The sequence below is a fragment of the Leucobacter sp. HNU genome (genome assembly GCF_047946755.1).
GTDB lineage: Bacteria > Actinomycetota > Actinomycetes > Actinomycetales > Microbacteriaceae > Leucobacter.
This window is the reverse complement of the sequence record NZ_CP178837.1, coordinates 1,777,787-1,795,406: the sequence shown is the minus strand read 5'-3', so window position 1 is coordinate 1,795,406 and position 17,620 is coordinate 1,777,787. Positions and strand designations below refer to the sequence as shown.

Genomic DNA, 17,620 nt, shown 5'->3' with positions numbered 1-17,620 from the left:
CCATGGCCGCAACCCCGTCCTCGCTCGCCCAGGGCGCGCTGCTCGTGCGCGTCGTCGCGGAGCGGGAGCGGAGCGGCCGGTCCGGGTTCACGGCGCTGCGGCTCTCCGAGCGGACCGGGATCGAGCGCAGCCGCGTGTCGCGGCTCACCCAGGAGCTCGTCGATCTCGGATACCTCCTGCGCGACGAGGGCGCGGTGTTCCGGGTCGGGCCGGCCTACTTCGCGCTCGCGAGCGCGCTGCACGAGCCCTGGCTGCGCTCGGCCCGGAGCGAACTGCGCCGCATCGCATCGCTCGTTCGCGCGAGCGTGCGCGTCTGGGCGCCGAGCGGCGCCCGCGCGGTGCTGCTCAGGCACGAAGCCGGTCCCGGGGCACCGGGCGCGGCCACGACGCCCGGAATGGTCGTGCCCGCCTGGTGCACCGGCGGAGGACGCGCGCTGTTCTGGCGGGACAGCGCGGAGGAACTGAGCGCGCGCCTGGCGGGGGTCGACTTCGTCGGCGCCGGCGGCCCGCGCGCCGCGACCTCGCCGTCCGAGGTGGTCGCGCTGATGGAGCGGGACCGGTCGGCCGGGATGGTCCGCGCCGAGGAGGAGTTCGAGTACGGGATTCTCGAGCTCGCCGCGCCGATCCTGGTCGAGGACCGGGTGATCGCGAGCGTGAGCGCCGCGTGCCATCAGGACGACGGGAGCGAGGCCGCGCTCCGGTCGGAGCTGGAATCAGCTGCCGAGCACCTCACCGCGCTCGCCGCGGAGGGCGGCGCCGAGCACCCCGGCTGAGGCGCGGCAGCGTTCGCCGAGCTCCGGGATCCGGGGCCCGAGCTCGCGCACGGGTCCGACGAGCTGCAGCGCGGCGACCGTTTCGCCCCGGGCATCGAAGACGGGCGCAGCCACCGAGGCGAGGCCGGGTTCCGCCTCCTCGATCACGATGCTGTACCCGCGATCGCGCGCCACGTTCAGGCGCGCGATGAACTCGTCGGCGTCGCGCACCGCGCGGGGACCGCCCGTCGTGAAGTCCGATGCCGCGAGGACGGCGCGGATCTCCGCATCGTCCGCATCCCACAGCACCGCCTGGCCCGCGTCGCTGCAGAACGCCGGGTAGGCGCGACCGATCCAGGAGGCGACGAGTCCCGATGACGCCGGAACCGACTCGGCGATGGTGACCGTGCTGTCTCCCGCGAGCTGGCCGAGGAAGCACGGGGTGCCGACCGCCTCGCTCAGGGCTTCGAGCACGCTGACCCCGTCGGTGCGGAGCCGGTGCGCGGTCAGCGCCTGCGCGGTGGCGGCGACCTCGGGGGCGAGGCGGTAGCCGAGCGCGTCCCGCTCGGCGAAGCCGGAGTCGGAGAGCGCGCCGAGCGATCGCGACACCTGGGAGCGGTCCCTCCCGGCGATCTCGGCGATCTCGGTGACGCTCATCCCGCGCGGGAGGGTGCGGGTCGCCCGTCCGAGCGCCCCGAGCACCTCCATGCCCCGGCCCATGCTCGTCCTCGCATTCATGAGACCCAGCCTAGCGACACCGGTGGTGTCGGAACCGCAAATGCGTGTGTTATTGTCATCTCAAAATGTTCATAATGCACGCCGAGTGGTGTGTTCGAGCGAGGAGCAGCGATGCGCGAAGCCCGACCCGACAAGACCCGTCCCCATACCCTCGCGCCGCTGAGCCTGTCGGTGCACGGAGGGATCCGCCTCGACAGCACTCAGGCCCTGCGGACGCCGCTCGTGATGTCGAACTCGTACCAGCTGCCCGAGGACCCCAGCGAGATCAGCTGGTCGGCCACGTCGCCCGGGCTGTACACCCGGAACAGCGGCCTCAATCAGGTCGCCCTGGAGGAGAAGCTCGCCGCGCTGGACGGCGGGGAAGCAGCGGTCGCACTGGCGAGCGGGGTCGCCGCCCTGCACGCCGTGTTCTTCACCCACGTGCGCGCGGGGGACCACGTGGTGGTGGGCGACATCACCTACGAGGCGACCTGGCGTCTCTGGACCGAGCTCCTGCCCGGCCGCTACGGCATCGAGGCGACCTTCGTCGACACCACGGACGAGGCCGCGGTGCGAGGCGCGATGCGACCGAACACCCGCCTCGTCTGCATCGAGGCCATCGCGAACCCCACCACCACCATCACCGACGTCGCGGCGATCGCCCGCGTCGTCCACGAGAACGATGCGATCCTCATGGTCGACTCCACCTTCTCGCCGCCGCCGTTCTACCGTCCCCTGGCCGACGGCGCCGATCTCGTCGTCCACTCGCTGAGCAAGTACATCAACGGGCACGGCGACGCCATGGGAGGAGCCGTGATCGGTTCGCACGCGCTCATCGAGCCGATCAAGGCGGACGCGATGGTCGACGTGGGCGGGATCATCTCGCCCTTCAACGCGTGGCAGATCCAGCGCGGATCAGTCACCCTTCCGCTCCGACTGCGGCAGCAGTTCGACTCCGCGCAGGCGATCGCCGAGCGCTTGGCGGCGGACGAGCGCGTCGAGTACGTGTACTACCCGGGGCTGCCCGGTCACCCGCAGCACGAGCTGGCCGTGCGTCAGTTCGGCGGCGAAGGCTTCGGCGGCACCATCGCGTTCGCGGTTCGGGGCACCCCCGACACGCAGAACCGCTTCGTCTCCGAGCTGCGGCTCATCACCTCGGGCTTCTCCCTCGGGCACGACGACTCGCTCATCGTCCACGTCGGGACCGAGGGCGGCCGCGTAGCGGCCTATCCGGAGGAGTTCCGCCGCTTCGGGCACCTGCGGCTCTCCGTCGGGATCGAGGACCGGGCCGACCTGCTCGCCGATATCGTTGCGGCGCTCGACCGCACCTTCGCCGAAGGCTGAGGCGGCGGACCATGGCCGGCCGGGACGCGGTCGACACCCGGATCCTCGCGGAGCTCGCGGCGAACGCCCGGATCCCGCTCGTCGCGCTCGGGCAGCGCGTGAACCTCTCCCGCAACGCGGTGCGCCTGCGCATCGAACGCATGGAGCGCGACGGCACGATCCAGGGGTACACGGTCGTGCGCGGACGGGACCGCACTGCGGAGCGGGTGTCGGCCGTGCTCTTCGTCTACCGGAGCGATCGGATGCGGGGGCCGAGGTCCTCGTGCGCATCGCGAAGATCCCCGAAATCGTGCGGTGCGACATCCTCACCGGGGAGTACGACCTCCTCGTGCGGGTCGACGCGCACTCGGTCGAGCGGGTGCAGGAGATCTGGGAGGAGGTGAGCGCGCTGCCCGGCGTCGCCAACACCGTCACCTCGTTCTCGCTCTCGACCATGATCGATCGCGGAGCGTAGGCCGGAGACGCCCCGGCTCACTCCTCGATGATCGTGCGCGACCGCACCTCGGCCGTGGGCAGGATCTCGACCTCGCGATGCTCGGTCAGCACCTTGAGGAACCCGGGCTGCACCTCCAGCACCCAGCCCTCGAGCGCGCCGGTGCCCGTCTCGAGCCGCTCCTTCGACATCCACGGCGTATCGACGAGCACCGCGAGCAGGAGGATCCCGATCACGGCGACGGCGCCGACGCTCCGCATCGCCGCCGCGACGATGCGATGCCCGATCCCGCGTTTCCAGATGAGCCGGGCTGCGACGAGCAGGCCTCCGAATGCGAGCGCACCGATCCCGACCCACCAGGAGTGGAAGGTGCGGATCCAGACGTAGGCGATCGTGAGGAGCGCGACCGCGACGAGCACGCGGCCGAGGCTCGGCGCGGCCGTGCGGCCGCCGATGGGCCACAGCACGTGGAGCAGTGCGAGCGGGAGCAGCAGCGCGATGAGGGCGCCCGTCAGCTCCGGACGCGCGAACAGGGTGCCGAAGGCGATGGGCAGCGCGTCGCCGAAATCGAACGAGTCCGCTACGGCGCCGGCCGTTCCCCAGGTCCACTCGGAGACCGCGAGCAGGCGGAGCAGCAGGAAGAGGGTGGCGATGCCCGCCGTCGTGCCGACCACCGCGCCCGTCTTCGCGGCCGCGTTCGCTGCGGCCGATTCCGCCTCGGTCCGCGCCTCCGCTGCGCCCGGGTCTGCGGATCCCGTGTCTGATGCGGCCATGGGGGAAGCCTATCCCCGCCGATCCGTCGCCGAAGTGCGCAGCTGCAGCCAGAGCGCGAGCATCCGGTCGGAGTCGTCGAGGTCGAGCCCGTACCGGGCGACGGCCTGCCGCACCCGATAGCGCACGGTCTGCTCGTGCAGCCGGAGCCGCGCAGCGACCCGCGGAGCGCTGCCCTGCTCCTCCAGCCAGGTGAGCAGCGTCGCGCGCGCGTCCGCCGCATCGGGCTCCAGCAGCGCTTCGGCGTCCTCCGTCGAGAGCCGAGCGCCGCGCAGCGCCGCCCCGCACTCGCGCAGCACGAGCTGCGCCTGCACCTCGCGCGTCGTCGCGATCTCGAGGCCGCGCTCCCGAGCGCATTCCGCCACCAGGCGCGCGCGCTCGTGGCGCCCGGAGAGCGATCGGCGGAACCGGCGAGGCTCGTCGAGGCCGACCCGGCACTCGGCCCCCGTCAACCGACGGAGCTCGGGCAGCAACCGCGCGAACGAACGGCCCACCTCCTCGGCGGATCCGCTCGGCACGAGCGCCACGACCGCGCCGTCGAGCGCGACGCACACGCTGCCGGGGAAGTACACCGAGAGATGCCGCGCGGCCCCGGCTCGGATCTCGCCGAGCTCGGCGTCCGTGGAGCGCTCGCCGTTCGGCAGCAGGGCCGCGAGGACCACCTGCTGGGTCGGGCGGAAGCCGAGCACCGTCTGATCGTTCTCCTGCGGTGCGCCCTGCAGCGCTCGCCGCAGTGCGGCCTCGCGCGAGCGCGTATCGCCGTGGTCGAAGCGCCAGGCGTCGACGAGATAGTCGGCGGCGAGCAGGGCACCCTGTTCGAGCACCTCCTGCTTCGCCGGCGCAAGGGGAGGGAGAGATCCTCCCCGTCGGGGTCGATCGCCCAGATGGATCCGAGCGGGATGCTGCCCGCGCGGATCGCGATCGCCGCGCGCGGCGCCTCGGTGTCGCTCCGGGCGAAACGCGCGACGCCCTGAGCGGCGAACATCTGGCGGTAGCGCACCTCGTTGATCGACTTGTCGGGCACCCGGCGGTAGAGGATCCCGTTGGCCCGCAGGTCGTCGATGGCCTGATCGGGCATGGCAGAGTACGCGAGGATGTTGCGCCGGTGATCCTCGATCGCGACCGAGCCGCGGAACACCCCGGCGATGGAGTTGGCGAGGGAGAAGAGCTTGTCGCCCGAGGTCGGGCCGAGCTGCAGGCCGGACCCGTGCTCGCCGAGCAGACGGCTCACGAGCGCGTCGAACTGGCGCCAGTCGACCTGTGGGTCGAGTTCGAAGAGGGGAGCCCGTGGCGTGCGCACGAGACGGCGAGCGGCGCATCGGCGGGGATCGCGCGAGCCACGATCCCGCTCGCGCGCGAGGCGGCGGCCGTGCTGCAGAGTTCCGCGACGCGGTCGTCGGGCAGCATCGCGTGCGAGGTGAGCAGGAGCAGCTGTCCGGCGGGCAGCTGCTCGACGGCGTCGGCGTCGAGGAACGCGACGCCCTGAACGGGTGGCGCGATCCCGCCCTCGCCGGAGTCCGGTCGGACGATCCGGCGCAGCGTCGCGGAGCCGAGCTGCGCGAGCAGGTCGTCGAGCGGCAGGCCGCTCGCGAAGGGCGACGTCGCGATGATGCTCGAAATCGATGATCTCACGCTCACATTTTATCGAATCCGATAGGGGTGGCGAGGTGTGCGGCTCCTACATTCGTACCGTCACCGAAAACGAAGGAGTGTGGGGCGTGAGCGGTTTCTACGACCAGCGGATGGCGAGGATCTTCCCGAAGTACTCGGGGGTCCGCGCCGACGGAACGCTGGAGATCGGCGGATGCTCCGTCCCCGAGCTGGCCCGAGAGCACGGCACCCCGCTCTACGTGATCGACGAGCAGGGCCTGCGCGAACGCATGCGCGAGTACCGAGACGGCCTCGCCGCACGCTGGCCGAACAGCCAGGTCACCTTCGCTTCGAAGTCGCTGCCGGTGCTCGCCGCCTACGGGATCGCGGAGGCCGAAGGGCTCGGCATCGACGTCGCCGGTGCGGGCGAACTGCTGCTCGCCCTCGAAGCGGGCGTCGATCCGGAGCTCATCCACCTGCACGGCAACGCCAAGAGCGAGGAAGAGCTGCGGCTCGCCGTCGAGGCGGGCATCGGATTGATCGTGGTCGACGGCGAGGCCGAGGTGGAGCGCCTCGACGCGCTGCTGGATCGTCCGCAGGACGTGCTCGTGCGAGTGATCCCCGGAGTGGATCCGCGCACGCACAAGTCGGTGTCGACGGGCGGCACGAAGTCCAAGTTCGGTCTGCCGATCCCGCAGGCGCAGGCGCTCATCGAGCGGTTGCGCGATCACCCGACGATCCGCGTCCGGGGCGTCCACATGCACATCGGGTCGCAGATCCTCGATCTCGATCCGTTCGCGCGCGCCGTCGAGGCGATCGCCGGGATCGGGGAGTTCGAGATCTACAACCTCGGCGGAGGCCTCGGAGCGGAATACCACGGCGGGCAGGAGGCGCCCTCGATCGACGCCTACCTCGACACGCTCACCGAGGTCGCGCGCCGACGGCTTCCGGCGGAGAGCCGGATCCTCATCGAGCCCGGGCGCTCGCTCGTCGCCCGCGCCGGCGTCACCGTGTACCGGGTCAACAACGTGAAGCGCACCGCCGCCACCTTCGTCGCCGTCGACGGCGGTCTCGCCGACCAGATGAACGCGGCCCTGACCGCAACGAAGTTCACGCCGGTCATCGCCGATCGTGCCGACCGGGAGCCCGACACCACGGCGCAGCTCGTCGGCAGGCAGTGCGAGTCGGGCGATCTGCTGGTCGACGGTGCGCGCCTCGCCTCGCCCGAAGCCGGCGACACCGTCGTGCTCGCCGCCACCGGCGCCTACGGCTACACCCTCTCGAACAACTACAACGGCGCCCTCAAGCCCGCGGTCGTGCTCTGCCGGCAGGGCGACGCCCGTGTGGCCGTCCGCCGACAGACCTACGCCGAGTTCCTGGCGCCGCACCTCGCGGGCGGCCCCGGGGCCTGGGCCTGAACCCCCACCAACCACACCAACGCACTGATTCCCCGAGGAAGAGGAACCACCATGAAGAAGACCATGACCGTGATCGCCGCTGCGGCCGCCGCCGCAGCGATGCTCGGCCTCAGCGCCTGCTCGGCGAGCGATGCGCCCGCCGCCACCGCGAAGACCGAGAAGCTCACCTCCGGCATCGACCAGGCCGCCGCGAAGGCGCTGCCCGAGTCGATCCGCAAGGCGGGCGTGATCCGTGCCGCGGCCGGCATTCCCTACCCGCCCTTCATCCTCGTCGAGAACGATCAGCAGGTCGGACTCGACCCCGACCTCGCACAGGCGCTCGGCGAGAAGCTCGGAGTGAAGATCCAGATCTCGCACCAGGCGTTCGAGACCGTGATCCCGTCATTGCAGGCCAAGAAGTTCGACATCATCATGTCGGGCATGAACGACACCGTGGAGCGGGAGAAGACCCTCAACTTCGTCGAAGAGCTGCACGCCGGCTTCACGATCGTCGTGAAGAAGGGGAACCCCGCCAAGATCGGCACGCTGCTCGACCTGTGCGGACACAAGGTCGCCGTGCAGAAGTCGGCGACGCAGGGGCAGATCCTGCGGGACCTCGTCACCGAGTGCACCGCGAAGGGCAAGTCCGGCATCGAGGTGCAGGAGCTTCCGACCGCGCAGGACCCGCAGACCGCGCTCAAGGCCGGCCGCGTCGACGCCTACGTGACCGACGCGCCCGTCGCCGCGTACACCGTCGCGACCGCGGGCGACGGCAAGGACTTCGAGGGCGTCGCCGACCCCGAGAACCCCGCCGGCTTCAGCCCCGTCTACACCGGCATCGGCACGCTCAAGACCAACACCGAGCTGACCGAGGCGCTGCGCCTCGCCATGCAGGCGATCATCGACGAGGGCGTCTACCAGAAGATCCTCGACAAGCAGCACCTCGGTCACCTGGCGGTCGACCGGGCCATCGTCAACGGCGCCAGCGCGGAAGGCTGAACCGGGCCATGAACGCCATCGCAACGACGGCGCCGGAGCGCGACAGGAGCTTCGACATCGAAGCCCTGCCGCTCCGGCGGCCCGGCCGCTGGATCTGGGCGATCGTCCTGGTCCTCTTCGCCGCCTGGTTCACCCAGGCCCTGGCGACCAACAAGAACATCGACTACTCGGTCGTCGGTACGTACCTCTTCAATCAGGACATCGTCCTGGGCGTCGGACTGACCCTGGTCATCACCGCCGTCTCGATGCTGATCTCGACGGTGCTCGCCGTCGTGCTCGCAGCGATGCGGCTCTCGGGCAACCCCGTCATGGTCGTGTTCTCGTCGTTCTACGTCTGGTTGTTCCGCGGCACCCCGCTGCTCGTGCAGATCGTCATCTGGGGCTACTTCGGACTCATCTTCGACAAGATCTCGCTCGGGATCCCCTTCACCGACATCGTGTTCTGGCAGCAGGACACCAACTCGCTGCTCACCCCGCTCGTCGCGGGCATCATCGCGCTCACGCTCAACGAGGCGGCCTACTCGGCGGAGATCGTCCGCTCCGGCATGCTGTCCGTCGACTCCGGGCAGAGCGAGGCCGCCGCATCGCTCGGCATGAGCCCGCTCGCGACGTTCGTGCGGATCCTGCTGCCGCAGGCGATGCGCGTGATCATCCCGCCGCTCGGCAACGAGCTCATCTCGATGGTCAAGAACACCTCGCTGCTGTCGCTCATCGCGGTCATGGAGGTCTACACGCGGGCCACGCAGATCTCGGCGCAGAACCTCAAGCAGGTCGAACTGCTCATCGTCGTGAGCCTCTGGTACCTGCTCATCGTCTCGCTGCTGTCGATCCCGCAGTACTACCTGGAGCGCCACTTCGGCAGGGGAGTCGAGCGCAACGCGCCGGCCACCCCGCTGCAGAAGGCGAAGGAGTTCACCGGGGCGATCGCCGTGCAGCTGCAGGGCAGGAAGAAGGGAGCGCGGAGCGATGGCTGAGCTCAGCGATCAGGCACTCGTGCAACTGCGCGGGGTGCGCAAGCACTTCGGTCCGCTCGAGGTGCTGAAGGGCATCTCCATGGACGTGCACGCGGGGCAGGTGACCGTGCTGCTCGGGCCCTCCGGCTCGGGCAAATCCACCCTGCTGCGCTGCATCAACCACCTCGAGAGCATCGACGGCGGACGCATCACGGTCGACGGCGAGATCGTCGGCTACCGCGAGGCGGGGGATCATCTGCGCGAGATGCACCCCCGGGAGGTGGCGCGCCAGCGGCGATCCATCGGGATGGTGTTCCAGCGCTTCAACCTCTTCCCGCACAAGACCGCGCTCGAGAACATCATCGAGGCGCCGCTCGTCGTCTCGCGGCGCGGTAAGGAGGAGGCGATCGCGAACGCGCGGGAGCTGCTGCGGCGCGTCGGGCTCGACGCCTGGGCCGACCACTATCCGTCGCAGCTCTCGGGCGGCCAGCAGCAGCGCGTGGCCATCGCCCGCGCGCTCGCGATGAAGCCGAAGCTCATGCTGTTCGACGAGCCCACCTCGGCGCTCGACCCCGAACTCGTCGGCGACGTGCTCGACGTGATGAAGGAGCTCGCCGCCGAGGGCATGACCATGGTGGTCGTCACCCACGAGATCGGGTTCGCGCGGGAGGTCGCCGACGAGGTCGTGTTCATGGACGGCGGCGTCGTGGTCGAGAGCGGCCCGCCCGCGCAGGTGATCGAGCAGCCCGAGCACGAGCGCACCCGCGGCTTCATCCGCAGCGTGCTGTAGTCGCGGGACGGGCGGTGCCGGTGGCCGGTGCGGCTGTCGGGGGTCGGTGGCGGTGCCGCGGGTCGGGGCGGCCGTCGGGGAACGGTGGCGGTGCCGCGGGTCGGGGCGGCCGTCGGGGAACGGTGGCGGTGCCGCGGGTCGGTGCCGCTGTCGAGGATCGGTGCCGCTGTCGAGGATCGGTGCCGCTGTCGAGGATCGGTGCCGCTGTCGAGGATCGGTGCCACTGTCGAGGGACGGTGCCACTGTCGAGGGACGGTACCGCTGTCGAGGAACGGTGCCACTGTCGAGGAACGGTGCAGGTTTCGAGGAACGGTGCAGGTTTCGAGGAACGGTGCAGGTTTCGAGGAACGGGTGGAAAGCCCGGAAGTCGAGCCGTTCTTCGGCAGCAACACCCTCCCTCGACGCCGGCCCCGTCCCTCGGCACCGCCCCGCCCCTCGGCACCGCACCACCCCCGCCCCTCGACGCCGCCCCCGCCACCTAGCACCGCCCGCCCCTCGACGCCGGTTCCGAGTCCTCCGAGCGGCCCCGATCCGGCACGCGTTCGCGTGCCGGATCGGGATCCCCTTGTCGGGAGTGCGACGACGAATGCAGCGCGGAAGCCCGTTCGGCAGTGCCGGTCCTCCATCCCGCTTGCCGGGTCGTCGATGGATCCGGGAGTCTGATCCCGTATCCGCGCCGCCGCGGGCGGCGCAGAAGGGAACACCGATGTCCGATCCGCGCCCCAACGTCCGTCCCGAACGCGTCCCGCTCGGCACCGCCGAGCCCGAGTACGACCTCTGGCAGCCGCTCGACCCCGATCAGGCCGGCGTCTTCACCGGGCTCTCCGCCGACGAGCGGTCCTACCGGGACCGCGCCCGCGCGTTCGTGCAGGACGAAGTGCGGCCGATCATCGACGACTACTGGAACCGCGCCGATTACCCCGTCCACCTCATTCCCCGCCTCGGCGAACTCGACCTGCTGCGCGACGGCATCGAGGTTCCCGGCTTCCCCGAGCAGAGCCTGCTCGCCGCGTGCCTCGTCACCATGGAACTGAGCCGCGGCGACGGATCCATCGGCACCGTCGGCGGCGTGCAGGGCGGCCTCGCGCTGCGCTCCATCGCGATGCACGGATCCGAGGAGCAGCGGGCGAAGTACCTGGAGCCGATGGCCCGCGGCACGCTGCCCGGCTCGTTCGCCCTGACCGAGCCCACCCACGGATCCGATTCGGTCAGCCTCGAGACGCGCGCCGTGTCGGACGGCGACGACTTCGTGATCAGCGGCCACAAGAAGTGGATCGGCAACGGCAGCATCGGCGGCGTCACCATCACCTGGGCGCGCGGCGACGACGGCCAGGTGCAGGGCTTCATCGTTCCGCAGGACACCCCCGGCTATCGAGCCACGACCATCGAGGGCAAGCTGTCGCTGCGCGCCATCTGGCAGGCGCTCATCGAGTACGACGGCGTGCGCGTCGGCCCCGAGCTCAAGCTGCCCGGCGCCCGCTCGTTCCGCGACACCTCGAGCGTGCTGCAAGCGACCCGACTCGGCGTCGCCTGGGCCGGGCTCGGCCACGCCACCGCCGTCTACGAGACCGCGGTCGCCTACGCCAAGCAGCGCGTGCAGTTCGGCCGTCCGCTCGCCGCGTCGTCCATCGTGCAGAACCGTCTCGCCGAGATGCTCAGCCAGCTCACCGCGCTGCAGACCCTGCTCGTGCAGCTCACCCGCGTGGAGGCGGCCGGCGAGCTCACCGGGCCCAGCGCCTCGCTCGGCAAGTACACGTCGACCCGCACAGCGCGCGCCATGGCGGCGAACGCCCGCGACCTGCTCGGCGGCAACGGGATCCTGCTGCAGAACCGCGTCGCGCGGCACTTCGCCGACATCGAGGCGCTGCACACCTACGAGGGCACGGAGACGGTGCAGGCGCTGATCCTCGGCCGCGAGATCACGGGACTGTCCGCGTTCGCCTAGCCTCGCGAGAACCGGGGTTCCGGGCGGCGCGAGCCCGCGGGGCGCGCGCCTGGCCGGGCCTGGCGGGAGCACTCGAGTCCGGGTCCCGATGCGCCAGCATCAGGGCCCGGACTCGAATGCGGATGGATCGGCGCGCGAGCGCAGGCTCGCGCCGCCCGGAGCCCCGGTGCCTACGCGTCCTCGCCGGTGCCCGGGATCTCGACCGCGGCGGTCAGCGGACGGCCCTCGCTGATGAGGCGGCGCTTGGTGAGCTGCCACATCCCCGCGAGCACCACGAACCAGATCGGGGTGAACAGCAGCGGCAGGCGGGTGTCGTCGGCGAGCGCCAGGGTGACGAGGATGAACGCGAAGAACGCGAGCACGATCCAGGGCACGATGCGCGGGAGCGGTGTCTTGAACTTCGACGAGGCGTGGCGTTCCGGGTGCTTGCGCAGGTAGCAGATGAAGCTGATCGCGATCATGCTCCAGATGAAGAGGATGAACGTCGACGCGACCGAGGTCACGAACGTGAACGCCTCGATCACGCTGTCGCCGAGCAGCAGGATCGGCACGGACGAGAAGACGAAGACGGCCGAGAAGAAGACGGCCCGACGGGGGACCCCGCGGCTGTCGGTGAGCGCGAAGCTCCGCGGCGCGTGGCCGTCGTGGGCGAGGGCGTGCATCATGCGGGTGCCGGAGTAGAAGCCGGAGTTGGCGCTGGACGCCGCGGAGGTGAGCACGACGAGGTTGATCGCGAACGCGGCCGCGCCGAAGCCGGCGTAGGCGAACGTGGTGACGAAGGGGCTCTTCTCGGGGTCGAGCTTGTCCCACGGGGTGATTGCCATGATGACGGTGAGCGCGCCGATGTAGAAGATGAGGACGCGGACCACGATCGAGTTGATGGCGCGGGGCAGGTTGCGATGCGGATCCTTCGTCTCGGCGGCGGCGGTGCCGACGAGTTCGACGCCGATGAAGGAGAAGATGCCGAGCTGGAAGCCGAGCAGGAAGCCGCTGGCGCCGAAGGGGAACATGCCGCCGTGGTCCCAGAGGTGGGCGAGGGAGGAGCTGGTGCCGGTGTCGGGGTTGGTGAAGCCGGTGGCGAGCAGGATCGCGCCGGTGACGATGAGCGCGAGGATCGCGACGATCTTGATGATCGAGAACCAGAATTCGAATTCGCCGAAGAAGCGCACGGGCTGCAGGTTGAGGATCGTGAGGACGATCGCGGTGACGAGCGCGGGCACCCAGTTGGGGATGTCGGCGTTGATGTACGAGACGTAGCTCGTGATCGCGATGATGTCGGCGACGCAGATGACCACCCAGGTGATCCAGTAGGTCCACGACACGAAGTAGCCGGCCCAGGGGCCGATGAGGTCTTTCGCGATGTCGCCGAAGGTCTTGTAGTTGAGGTTGGAGAGCAGCAGCTCGCCCAGGGCGCGCATGAGGAAGAACATCATGCAGCCGATCACGGCGTAGATGAAGAGCACCGACGGGCCGGTGAGGCTGATGACCTTGCCCGAGCCGAGGAACAGCCCGGTGCCGATGGCGCCGCCGATGGCGATGAGCTGCAGGTGGCGGTTGGTGAGGCCGCGTTGCAGGTTCTCGTGGCCGGCGCTCGTGGTGGTGGTCTCCGACATTCGGTCACTCCTCCGTGATCGGTGGGACTCGGCCGTGCCCGGGGTCGGGGCCGGCGCCGGATCCGTTGGTACACGGATACCGGAAGTGGGCACGAGTGTACTCGGGGCCGGGGACAACGCCGAGACGACGGGCGAGGCGAGTCGAAATCGTTGCGGATTCCGGCTCGCCTCGCCCGTCGAACGGGGTCCCGACTAGTCCTCGTGGTCGAGGGGATGCGCGACCGTGGGAACGGTCGCGGTCAGCGGGCGGCCTTCGCGGAGCAGCTTGCGCTTGCGCAGCTGCCACAGCAGGGCGAGCAGCGCGAACCAGAACGGCATGGCGAGGAACGGCAGTCGGGTGTCCTCGCCGTAGAGCAGCGTGCCGGCGATGAACGCGAAGAAGGCGAGCACCATCCAGGGGGCGACACGCGACAGCGGCATCTTGAACTTCGACGCCTCGTGCCGCTCGGGGAAGCGGCGGCGGTAGAGGATGTAGCTCACGACGATGGATCCCCAGGTGAAGAGGATCAGGGTCGCGCACATCGAGGACACGTAGGTGAACGCGGCCACGACCCCGTCGCCGGCGAACAGCAGGGGGATCGCGGCGAACAGGAACACCGCGGTGAAGAACACCGACCGACGCGGGACACCGCGGGAGTCCGTGAGCGAGAAGCTCTTCGGCGCGTGGCCGTCCTTCGACAGGCCGAACAGCATGCGCGTTCCGGAATACAGGCCGGAGTTCGCGCTGGATGCGGCGGAGGTGAGCACGACGAGCTGGATCGCGGCGGCGGCGATCCCGAAGCCCGCGAGCGCGAAGGTGGAGACGAAGGGGCTCTTCGCGGGGTCGATCTCGTCCCACGGGGTGACGCTCATGATGACGGCGAGCGCGCCCACGTAGAAGATGAGGATCCGGGCGACGATCGAGTTGATGGCCTTCGGCAGGGTCTTGCGCGGGTTCTGGGTCTCGGCGGCCGCGGTGCCGACGAGCTCGACGCCGATGAACGAGAAGATGCCCATCTGGAACCCGAGGACGAATCCGCTGGCGCCCATGGGGAACATGCCACCGCGGTCCCAGAGGTGGGTGAACGAGGCCTGGGTCCCCTCGGGGGAGGTGAAGCCGGTGAGCACGAGGACGACGCCGGTGCCGATGAGCGCGAGGATCGCGACGATCTTGATGATCGCGAACCAGAACTCGGTCTCGCCGAAGTACTTGACGGGCTGCAGGTTGAGCACGAGGAGCGCGGCGGCGGCGATGAGCGCGGGCAGCCAGTTCGGGATCTCGGGGTTGAACCACTGCACGTACGCGGTGATCGCGATGATGTCGGCGACGCAGGCGATGACCCAGGAGAACCAGTAGTTCCACGAGACGAAGAACCCGGCCCAGGGGCCGATGAGGTCCTTCGCGATATCGCCGAAGGTCTGGTAGTGCAGGTTCGACAGCAGCAGCTCGCCGAGGGCGCGCATGATGAAGAACACGAAGAAGCCGATCACCATGTAGACGAAGATGATCGAGGGGCCGGAGACGCTGATCAGCTTTCCCGAGCCGAGAAAGAGGCCGGTGCCGATCGCACCTCCGATCGCCATGAGCTGCAGGTGGCGGTTCTTGAGACCGCGCTGCATCTCCTGGGGTGGCGGGTTCGAGGTGGTGACGGACATGGCGGACACTCCTTTGTGATGGGGTGGGGAAGAACGGTCGAATGGTGGACCGTCCCTCCGGAGGTCCACCGGAGGGGTCAGTGAGCCACGACGCGGAAGGTGTCGAGCGCGGGGTCGTTCGCGCCGCGCACATAGCCGGTCGGCGTGGCAGCGGTGCCGCGCAGGAACCCTACCGCATCGGCGCTCAGCACCTCGCCGGGGAGCACGTTGGGGACTCCGGGCGGGTAGGCGGCGAGGGAGTCGGCCGAGACGCGGCCGACGGCCGAGGCGGCGTCCACGATCTCGACGTCGGCGAAGAACGCCTCGTCGAGCCCCATGGCGCGTTCGCAGCTCGGCGGCAGCGCCACGGGGCGCTCGGGCTCGATCTCGGCCTCGGGCAGCGCCTGCAGCGCGGTCCAGAAGCGGTCGACATCGAGCGGCGAGGTCGCGCCGACGAGCAGCAGCAGTGCCGAGGGGGTGGAGAGCTCGCAGTAGATGCGGTGGTCGCGGAGGAGCTGGAAGTGGGCGTCGCCGCCGGTGGTGCCGGCGCCCCGAGTGTCGATCGCGACCTTGAACGGGTCGTTCGCGATCGCGTCGGGGCTCGCGAGGATGTCGGGGGTGGCATCGCGGAAGCGGCGGTCGTTCTTGACGAGGCTCCGCACGGCCTCGGCCGAGGCGATCGCTTCGGCGACCCGCTCGGGGTGCGAGACGATGTGGCGGCGGGCCTCGTCGAGCGAGGCGAGCAGCAGCGCGCTCGTGCTGGTCGACTGGTAGGAGCGCACGACGCGGTCGACGAGCGACTCGAGGGCCCGCGCGTGGGGACCGTGGCCGAGCTGGATCATGGCCGACTGGGTGAGCGATCCGACGGCCTTGTGCGTGCTGGAGACGACGAGGTCGGCGCCGAGGCGCGCGGCGTTGCTCGGGAGCCCCGGGTGGAGTCCGAAGTGGGAGCCCCAGGCTTCGTCGACGACGAGCGGTACGCCGTGGCGGTGCGCGACGTCGGCGATCCCGGCGATGTCGGCGACGGCGCCGAAGTAGCTGGGGGAGACGATGTAGACGGCCGCGCTCTCGGGGTTCGCGGCGAGCGCCTCCTCGACCTGCTCCGGGGTGACGCCGTGGTTGCAGCCGAGGCCGGCGTCGACGGCTCCGTGCACGAAGTGCGGGGTGAGGCCGACGTGGGTGATCCCGTCGATCACGCTCGAGTGCACGCTGCGCTGCACGACGAGCTCGGTGCCGAGGCCGCGCACGACGGTCGTGGCGATGTGGTTGCCGCCGGAGGCGCCGGTGGTGATGAACCAGGTGCGGGCGGCGCCCCAGGCTTCGGCCGCGAGATCCTGCGCTTCCATGATCGGGGTGCGGCGGCCGGGGGTGACGAGCTGCCACGTCTGCTGGTCGACGCCGCTGAACAGCATGGGGAAGTCCATGCGGAGCGCCTGCTCGCCCACGATGGACGCGACGCCGGGGGCGTTCTCGGCCCGTGCCTGGTGGCCCGGCACGTGGATCCGCTGCCAGTCGATCTCCGCGAGGCTCCGCAGCGCCTCGACGTAGGGCGCGCGCGACTGGCGCTCGGCGAACGTCGACTCCTCCGCCGCGCCGGCCTCGGGGAGCGCAGCGGTCCCGGCGGCTGCGGTGGGGATCGAGTCGGCGTCGGAGCCGCCTGCGGCGGGGGAGGTCGTGAGCATGATCTCGACCGTAGCGTCGGCCCGGTGTGCGAGGGAATATCAGATATTCGGCCTCTGTGTCATAGTGTGTATGACATGCTCGGCCTGCAACAGATTCGCGTGCTGCTCGCGATCCGCGATCACGGCAGCCTCACCCGCGCTGCGGAGGCCCTGCACTACGGGGTGCCGACCGTGGCCCACCACCTCGACGCGCTGGAGGCGCACCTGCGGGCACGCGTCGTCGAGCGCCGCAGGGCCGGAGCCGTGCTGACCCCTCTGGGCCTCGAGTTCGCCGAGGAGGTGGAGCGCGCGATCATCCACCTCGACCGCGCCGAACGGATCGTCGCCGATCGGCGGGAGTCCGGGGTCTCGATCCTGCGGGTCGGCACGTTCGCGTCGGTCGGATCGCGCCTGCTGCCCGCTGCGATCGCGCAGATGCAGCAGCGGCACTCGGTGCGGGTCGAGGCGATCGAAGCCGAGCCGACCGAGGTCGTCCGGCTGTTGCGCAGCGGCGAGGTGCACGCCGGCCTCATCTACGACTTCTCGGACGAGCCCGCGTTCATCTCGCCGGACCTCCGGCTCGATCCGCTGCTGAGCGAGCCGTACCGGGTCATGGTGAGCCGTTCGAGCCCCTGGGCCGAGCAGGAGGTGCTCGACTTCGCGGAGCTCGAGCGAGTGCCGTGGGTGTGCAGTCGCAGCAACGACGAGGCGCCCGATCGGGTGCTGCGCCGCACCTGCCGGGCCGTGGGCTACGAGGTCCGGGAGCTCATGCGCACCGACGACCTCTACATGATCCACGGGCTCGTGGCCGAGGGGCTCGGGCTCGCTCTCGCGACGACGGCCGCGGTCGACGCCGATTTCGACGTGGTGCTGAGGCCCGCCGTTCAGGATCTCGGTGAGCGCCGCGTCTCGTACGTGACCCGCAGCGAGCATCCGCCGGCGGCGACCGCCTGGCTCGGGTCGGCGCTCAAACGCGTGGCCTCGCGACGCGAGCATCCGGCCGGCCGGGTCGCGTAGCGACAGCCGGGTGCTCTGGGACCG

The 17,620-nt window shown here is 70.4% G+C and carries 16 protein-coding genes and 1 pseudogene; 10 read left to right on the top strand and 7 right to left on the bottom strand.

Translation table 11 applies throughout. The annotated features are described in order from the left end of the window. Positions 1-2: 2 nt before the first annotated feature. A complete protein-coding gene (locus AB3K78_RS08840; RefSeq protein WP_416442469.1) occupies positions 3-773 on the top strand; it encodes an IclR family transcriptional regulator in 771 nt (256 codons plus the stop codon). Here the strand turns inward: AB3K78_RS08840 and AB3K78_RS08835 are convergent. After that, the gene (locus tag AB3K78_RS08835; RefSeq protein ID WP_416442467.1) at positions 714-1,490 is read right to left on the bottom strand and encodes an IclR family transcriptional regulator; all 777 of its coding nucleotides are present in this window, start codon (positions 1,488-1,490) and stop codon (positions 714-716) included. The genes AB3K78_RS08840 and AB3K78_RS08835 overlap by 60 nt on opposite strands. 111 nt (positions 1,491-1,601) lie before the next feature. Here AB3K78_RS08835 and AB3K78_RS08830 point away from each other — a divergent pair, with 111 nt between their 5' ends. The 3 genes and pseudogenes from AB3K78_RS08830 to AB3K78_RS08820 all read left to right on the top strand — a co-directional run bounded on the left by AB3K78_RS08830 (position 1,602) and on the right by AB3K78_RS08820 (position 3,267). After that, the gene (locus tag AB3K78_RS08830) at positions 1,602-2,813 is read left to right on the top strand and encodes a trans-sulfuration enzyme family protein (RefSeq protein WP_416442465.1); all 1,212 of its coding nucleotides are present in this window, start codon (positions 1,602-1,604) and stop codon (positions 2,811-2,813) included. Between the two features lie 11 nt (positions 2,814-2,824). Then, positions 2,825-2,914, top strand: a pseudogene (locus AB3K78_RS08825) (AsnC family transcriptional regulator); the annotation flags it as partial. 161 nt (positions 2,915-3,075) lie between these two features. After that, on the top strand, positions 3,076-3,267 hold the full coding sequence (locus AB3K78_RS08820) for an Lrp/AsnC ligand binding domain-containing protein (RefSeq protein WP_416442463.1): 192 nt from the start codon (positions 3,076-3,078) through the stop codon (positions 3,265-3,267). A gap of 17 nt (positions 3,268-3,284) precedes the next feature. Here AB3K78_RS08820 and AB3K78_RS08815 read toward each other — a convergent pair whose 3' ends face one another. From AB3K78_RS08815 to AB3K78_RS08805, 3 genes are all read right to left on the bottom strand, one after another. Then, a complete protein-coding gene (locus tag AB3K78_RS08815) occupies positions 3,285-4,019 on the bottom strand; it encodes a hypothetical protein (protein ID WP_416442461.1) in 735 nt (244 codons plus the stop codon). 9 nt (positions 4,020-4,028) lie between these two features. Beyond that, on the bottom strand, positions 4,029-4,841 hold the full coding sequence (locus AB3K78_RS08810) for a PucR family transcriptional regulator (protein WP_416442459.1): 813 nt from the start codon (positions 4,839-4,841) through the stop codon (positions 4,029-4,031). Between the two features lie 403 nt (positions 4,842-5,244). Next, positions 5,245-5,649 carry a hypothetical protein gene (locus AB3K78_RS08805; protein WP_416442457.1) on the bottom strand — a complete coding sequence of 135 codons (405 nt, stop codon included), beginning with the start codon at positions 5,647-5,649 and terminating at the stop codon, positions 5,245-5,247. An 86-nt stretch (positions 5,650-5,735) separates the two neighbouring features. On the opposite strand from AB3K78_RS08805, the gene lysA reads away from it, so the two are divergent. The 5 genes from lysA (at position 5,736) to AB3K78_RS08780 (ending at position 11,691) form a co-directional block, all read left to right on the top strand. Then, a complete protein-coding gene (gene lysA / locus AB3K78_RS08800) occupies positions 5,736-7,025 on the top strand; it encodes a diaminopimelate decarboxylase (RefSeq protein WP_416442455.1) in 1,290 nt (429 codons plus the stop codon). Between the two features lie 51 nt (positions 7,026-7,076). Then, a complete protein-coding gene (locus AB3K78_RS08795) occupies positions 7,077-8,003 on the top strand; it encodes an ABC transporter substrate-binding protein (protein WP_416442453.1) in 927 nt (308 codons plus the stop codon). Positions 8,004-8,011: 8 nt separating this feature from the next. Continuing rightward, a complete protein-coding gene (locus tag AB3K78_RS08790; RefSeq protein WP_416442451.1) occupies positions 8,012-8,977 on the top strand; it encodes an amino acid ABC transporter permease in 966 nt (321 codons plus the stop codon). Further along, complete coding sequence (locus tag AB3K78_RS08785) at positions 8,970-9,746, top strand: amino acid ABC transporter ATP-binding protein (protein WP_416442449.1); 777 nt, start codon at positions 8,970-8,972, stop codon at positions 9,744-9,746. The genes AB3K78_RS08790 and AB3K78_RS08785 overlap by 8 nt, the downstream gene beginning before the upstream one ends. A gap of 706 nt (positions 9,747-10,452) precedes the next feature. Then, on the top strand, positions 10,453-11,691 hold the full coding sequence (locus AB3K78_RS08780) for an acyl-CoA dehydrogenase family protein (RefSeq protein WP_416442447.1): 1,239 nt from the start codon (positions 10,453-10,455) through the stop codon (positions 11,689-11,691). Positions 11,692-11,861: 170 nt separating this feature from the next. Here the strand turns inward: AB3K78_RS08780 and AB3K78_RS08775 are convergent, their stop codons facing one another. The 3 genes from AB3K78_RS08775 to AB3K78_RS08765 form a co-directional block, all read right to left on the bottom strand. Next, positions 11,862-13,304, bottom strand: a complete 1,443-nt coding sequence (locus AB3K78_RS08775) for an amino acid permease (RefSeq protein ID WP_416442445.1) — start codon at positions 13,302-13,304, stop codon at positions 11,862-11,864. A 192-nt stretch (positions 13,305-13,496) separates the two neighbouring features. Then, entirely contained in the window at positions 13,497-14,939 is a 1,443-nt protein-coding gene (locus AB3K78_RS08770) for an amino acid permease (RefSeq protein WP_416442443.1), read from the bottom strand. Between the two features lie 77 nt (positions 14,940-15,016). Then, positions 15,017-16,600: an aminotransferase class I/II-fold pyridoxal phosphate-dependent enzyme gene (locus tag AB3K78_RS08765; RefSeq protein WP_416442441.1), complete on the bottom strand. Its 1,584-nt coding sequence runs from the start codon at positions 16,598-16,600 to the stop codon at positions 15,017-15,019. Between the two features lie 75 nt (positions 16,601-16,675). On the opposite strand from AB3K78_RS08765, the gene AB3K78_RS08760 reads away from it, so the two are divergent. Beyond that, positions 16,676-17,596, top strand: coding sequence for a LysR family transcriptional regulator (locus tag AB3K78_RS08760; protein WP_416442439.1), 921 nt, complete (start codon positions 16,676-16,678; stop codon positions 17,594-17,596). Positions 17,597-17,620 lie beyond the last annotated feature (24 nt).

Bases quoted from the DNA above. Each gene is read 5' to 3' on its own strand.
- AB3K78_RS08835 (WP_416442467.1), bottom strand. From the start codon at position 1,490: ATGAATGCGAGGACGAGCATGGGCCGGGGCATGGAGGTGCTCGGGGCG.
- AB3K78_RS08815 (WP_416442461.1), bottom strand. From the start codon at position 4,019: ATGGCCGCATCAGACACGGGATCCGCAGACCCGGGCGCAGCGGAGGCG.
- AB3K78_RS08790 (WP_416442451.1), top strand. From the start codon at position 8,012: ATGAACGCCATCGCAACGACGGCGCCGGAGCGCGACAGGAGCTTCGAC.
- AB3K78_RS08795 (WP_416442453.1), top strand. From the start codon at position 7,077: ATGAAGAAGACCATGACCGTGATCGCCGCTGCGGCCGCCGCCGCAGCG.
- AB3K78_RS08785 (WP_416442449.1), top strand. From the start codon at position 8,970: ATGGCTGAGCTCAGCGATCAGGCACTCGTGCAACTGCGCGGGGTGCGC.
- AB3K78_RS08765 (WP_416442441.1), bottom strand. From the start codon at position 16,600: ATGCTCACGACCTCCCCCGCCGCAGGCGGCTCCGACGCCGACTCGATC.
- AB3K78_RS08780 (WP_416442447.1), top strand. From the start codon at position 10,453: ATGTCCGATCCGCGCCCCAACGTCCGTCCCGAACGCGTCCCGCTCGGC.
- AB3K78_RS08830 (WP_416442465.1), top strand. From the start codon at position 1,602: ATGCGCGAAGCCCGACCCGACAAGACCCGTCCCCATACCCTCGCGCCG.
- AB3K78_RS08840 (WP_416442469.1), top strand. From the start codon at position 3: ATGGCCGCAACCCCGTCCTCGCTCGCCCAGGGCGCGCTGCTCGTGCGC.
- AB3K78_RS08775 (WP_416442445.1), bottom strand. From the start codon at position 13,304: ATGTCGGAGACCACCACCACGAGCGCCGGCCACGAGAACCTGCAACGC.
- AB3K78_RS08770 (WP_416442443.1), bottom strand. From the start codon at position 14,939: ATGTCCGTCACCACCTCGAACCCGCCACCCCAGGAGATGCAGCGCGGT.
- AB3K78_RS08760 (WP_416442439.1), top strand. From the start codon at position 16,676: ATGCTCGGCCTGCAACAGATTCGCGTGCTGCTCGCGATCCGCGATCAC.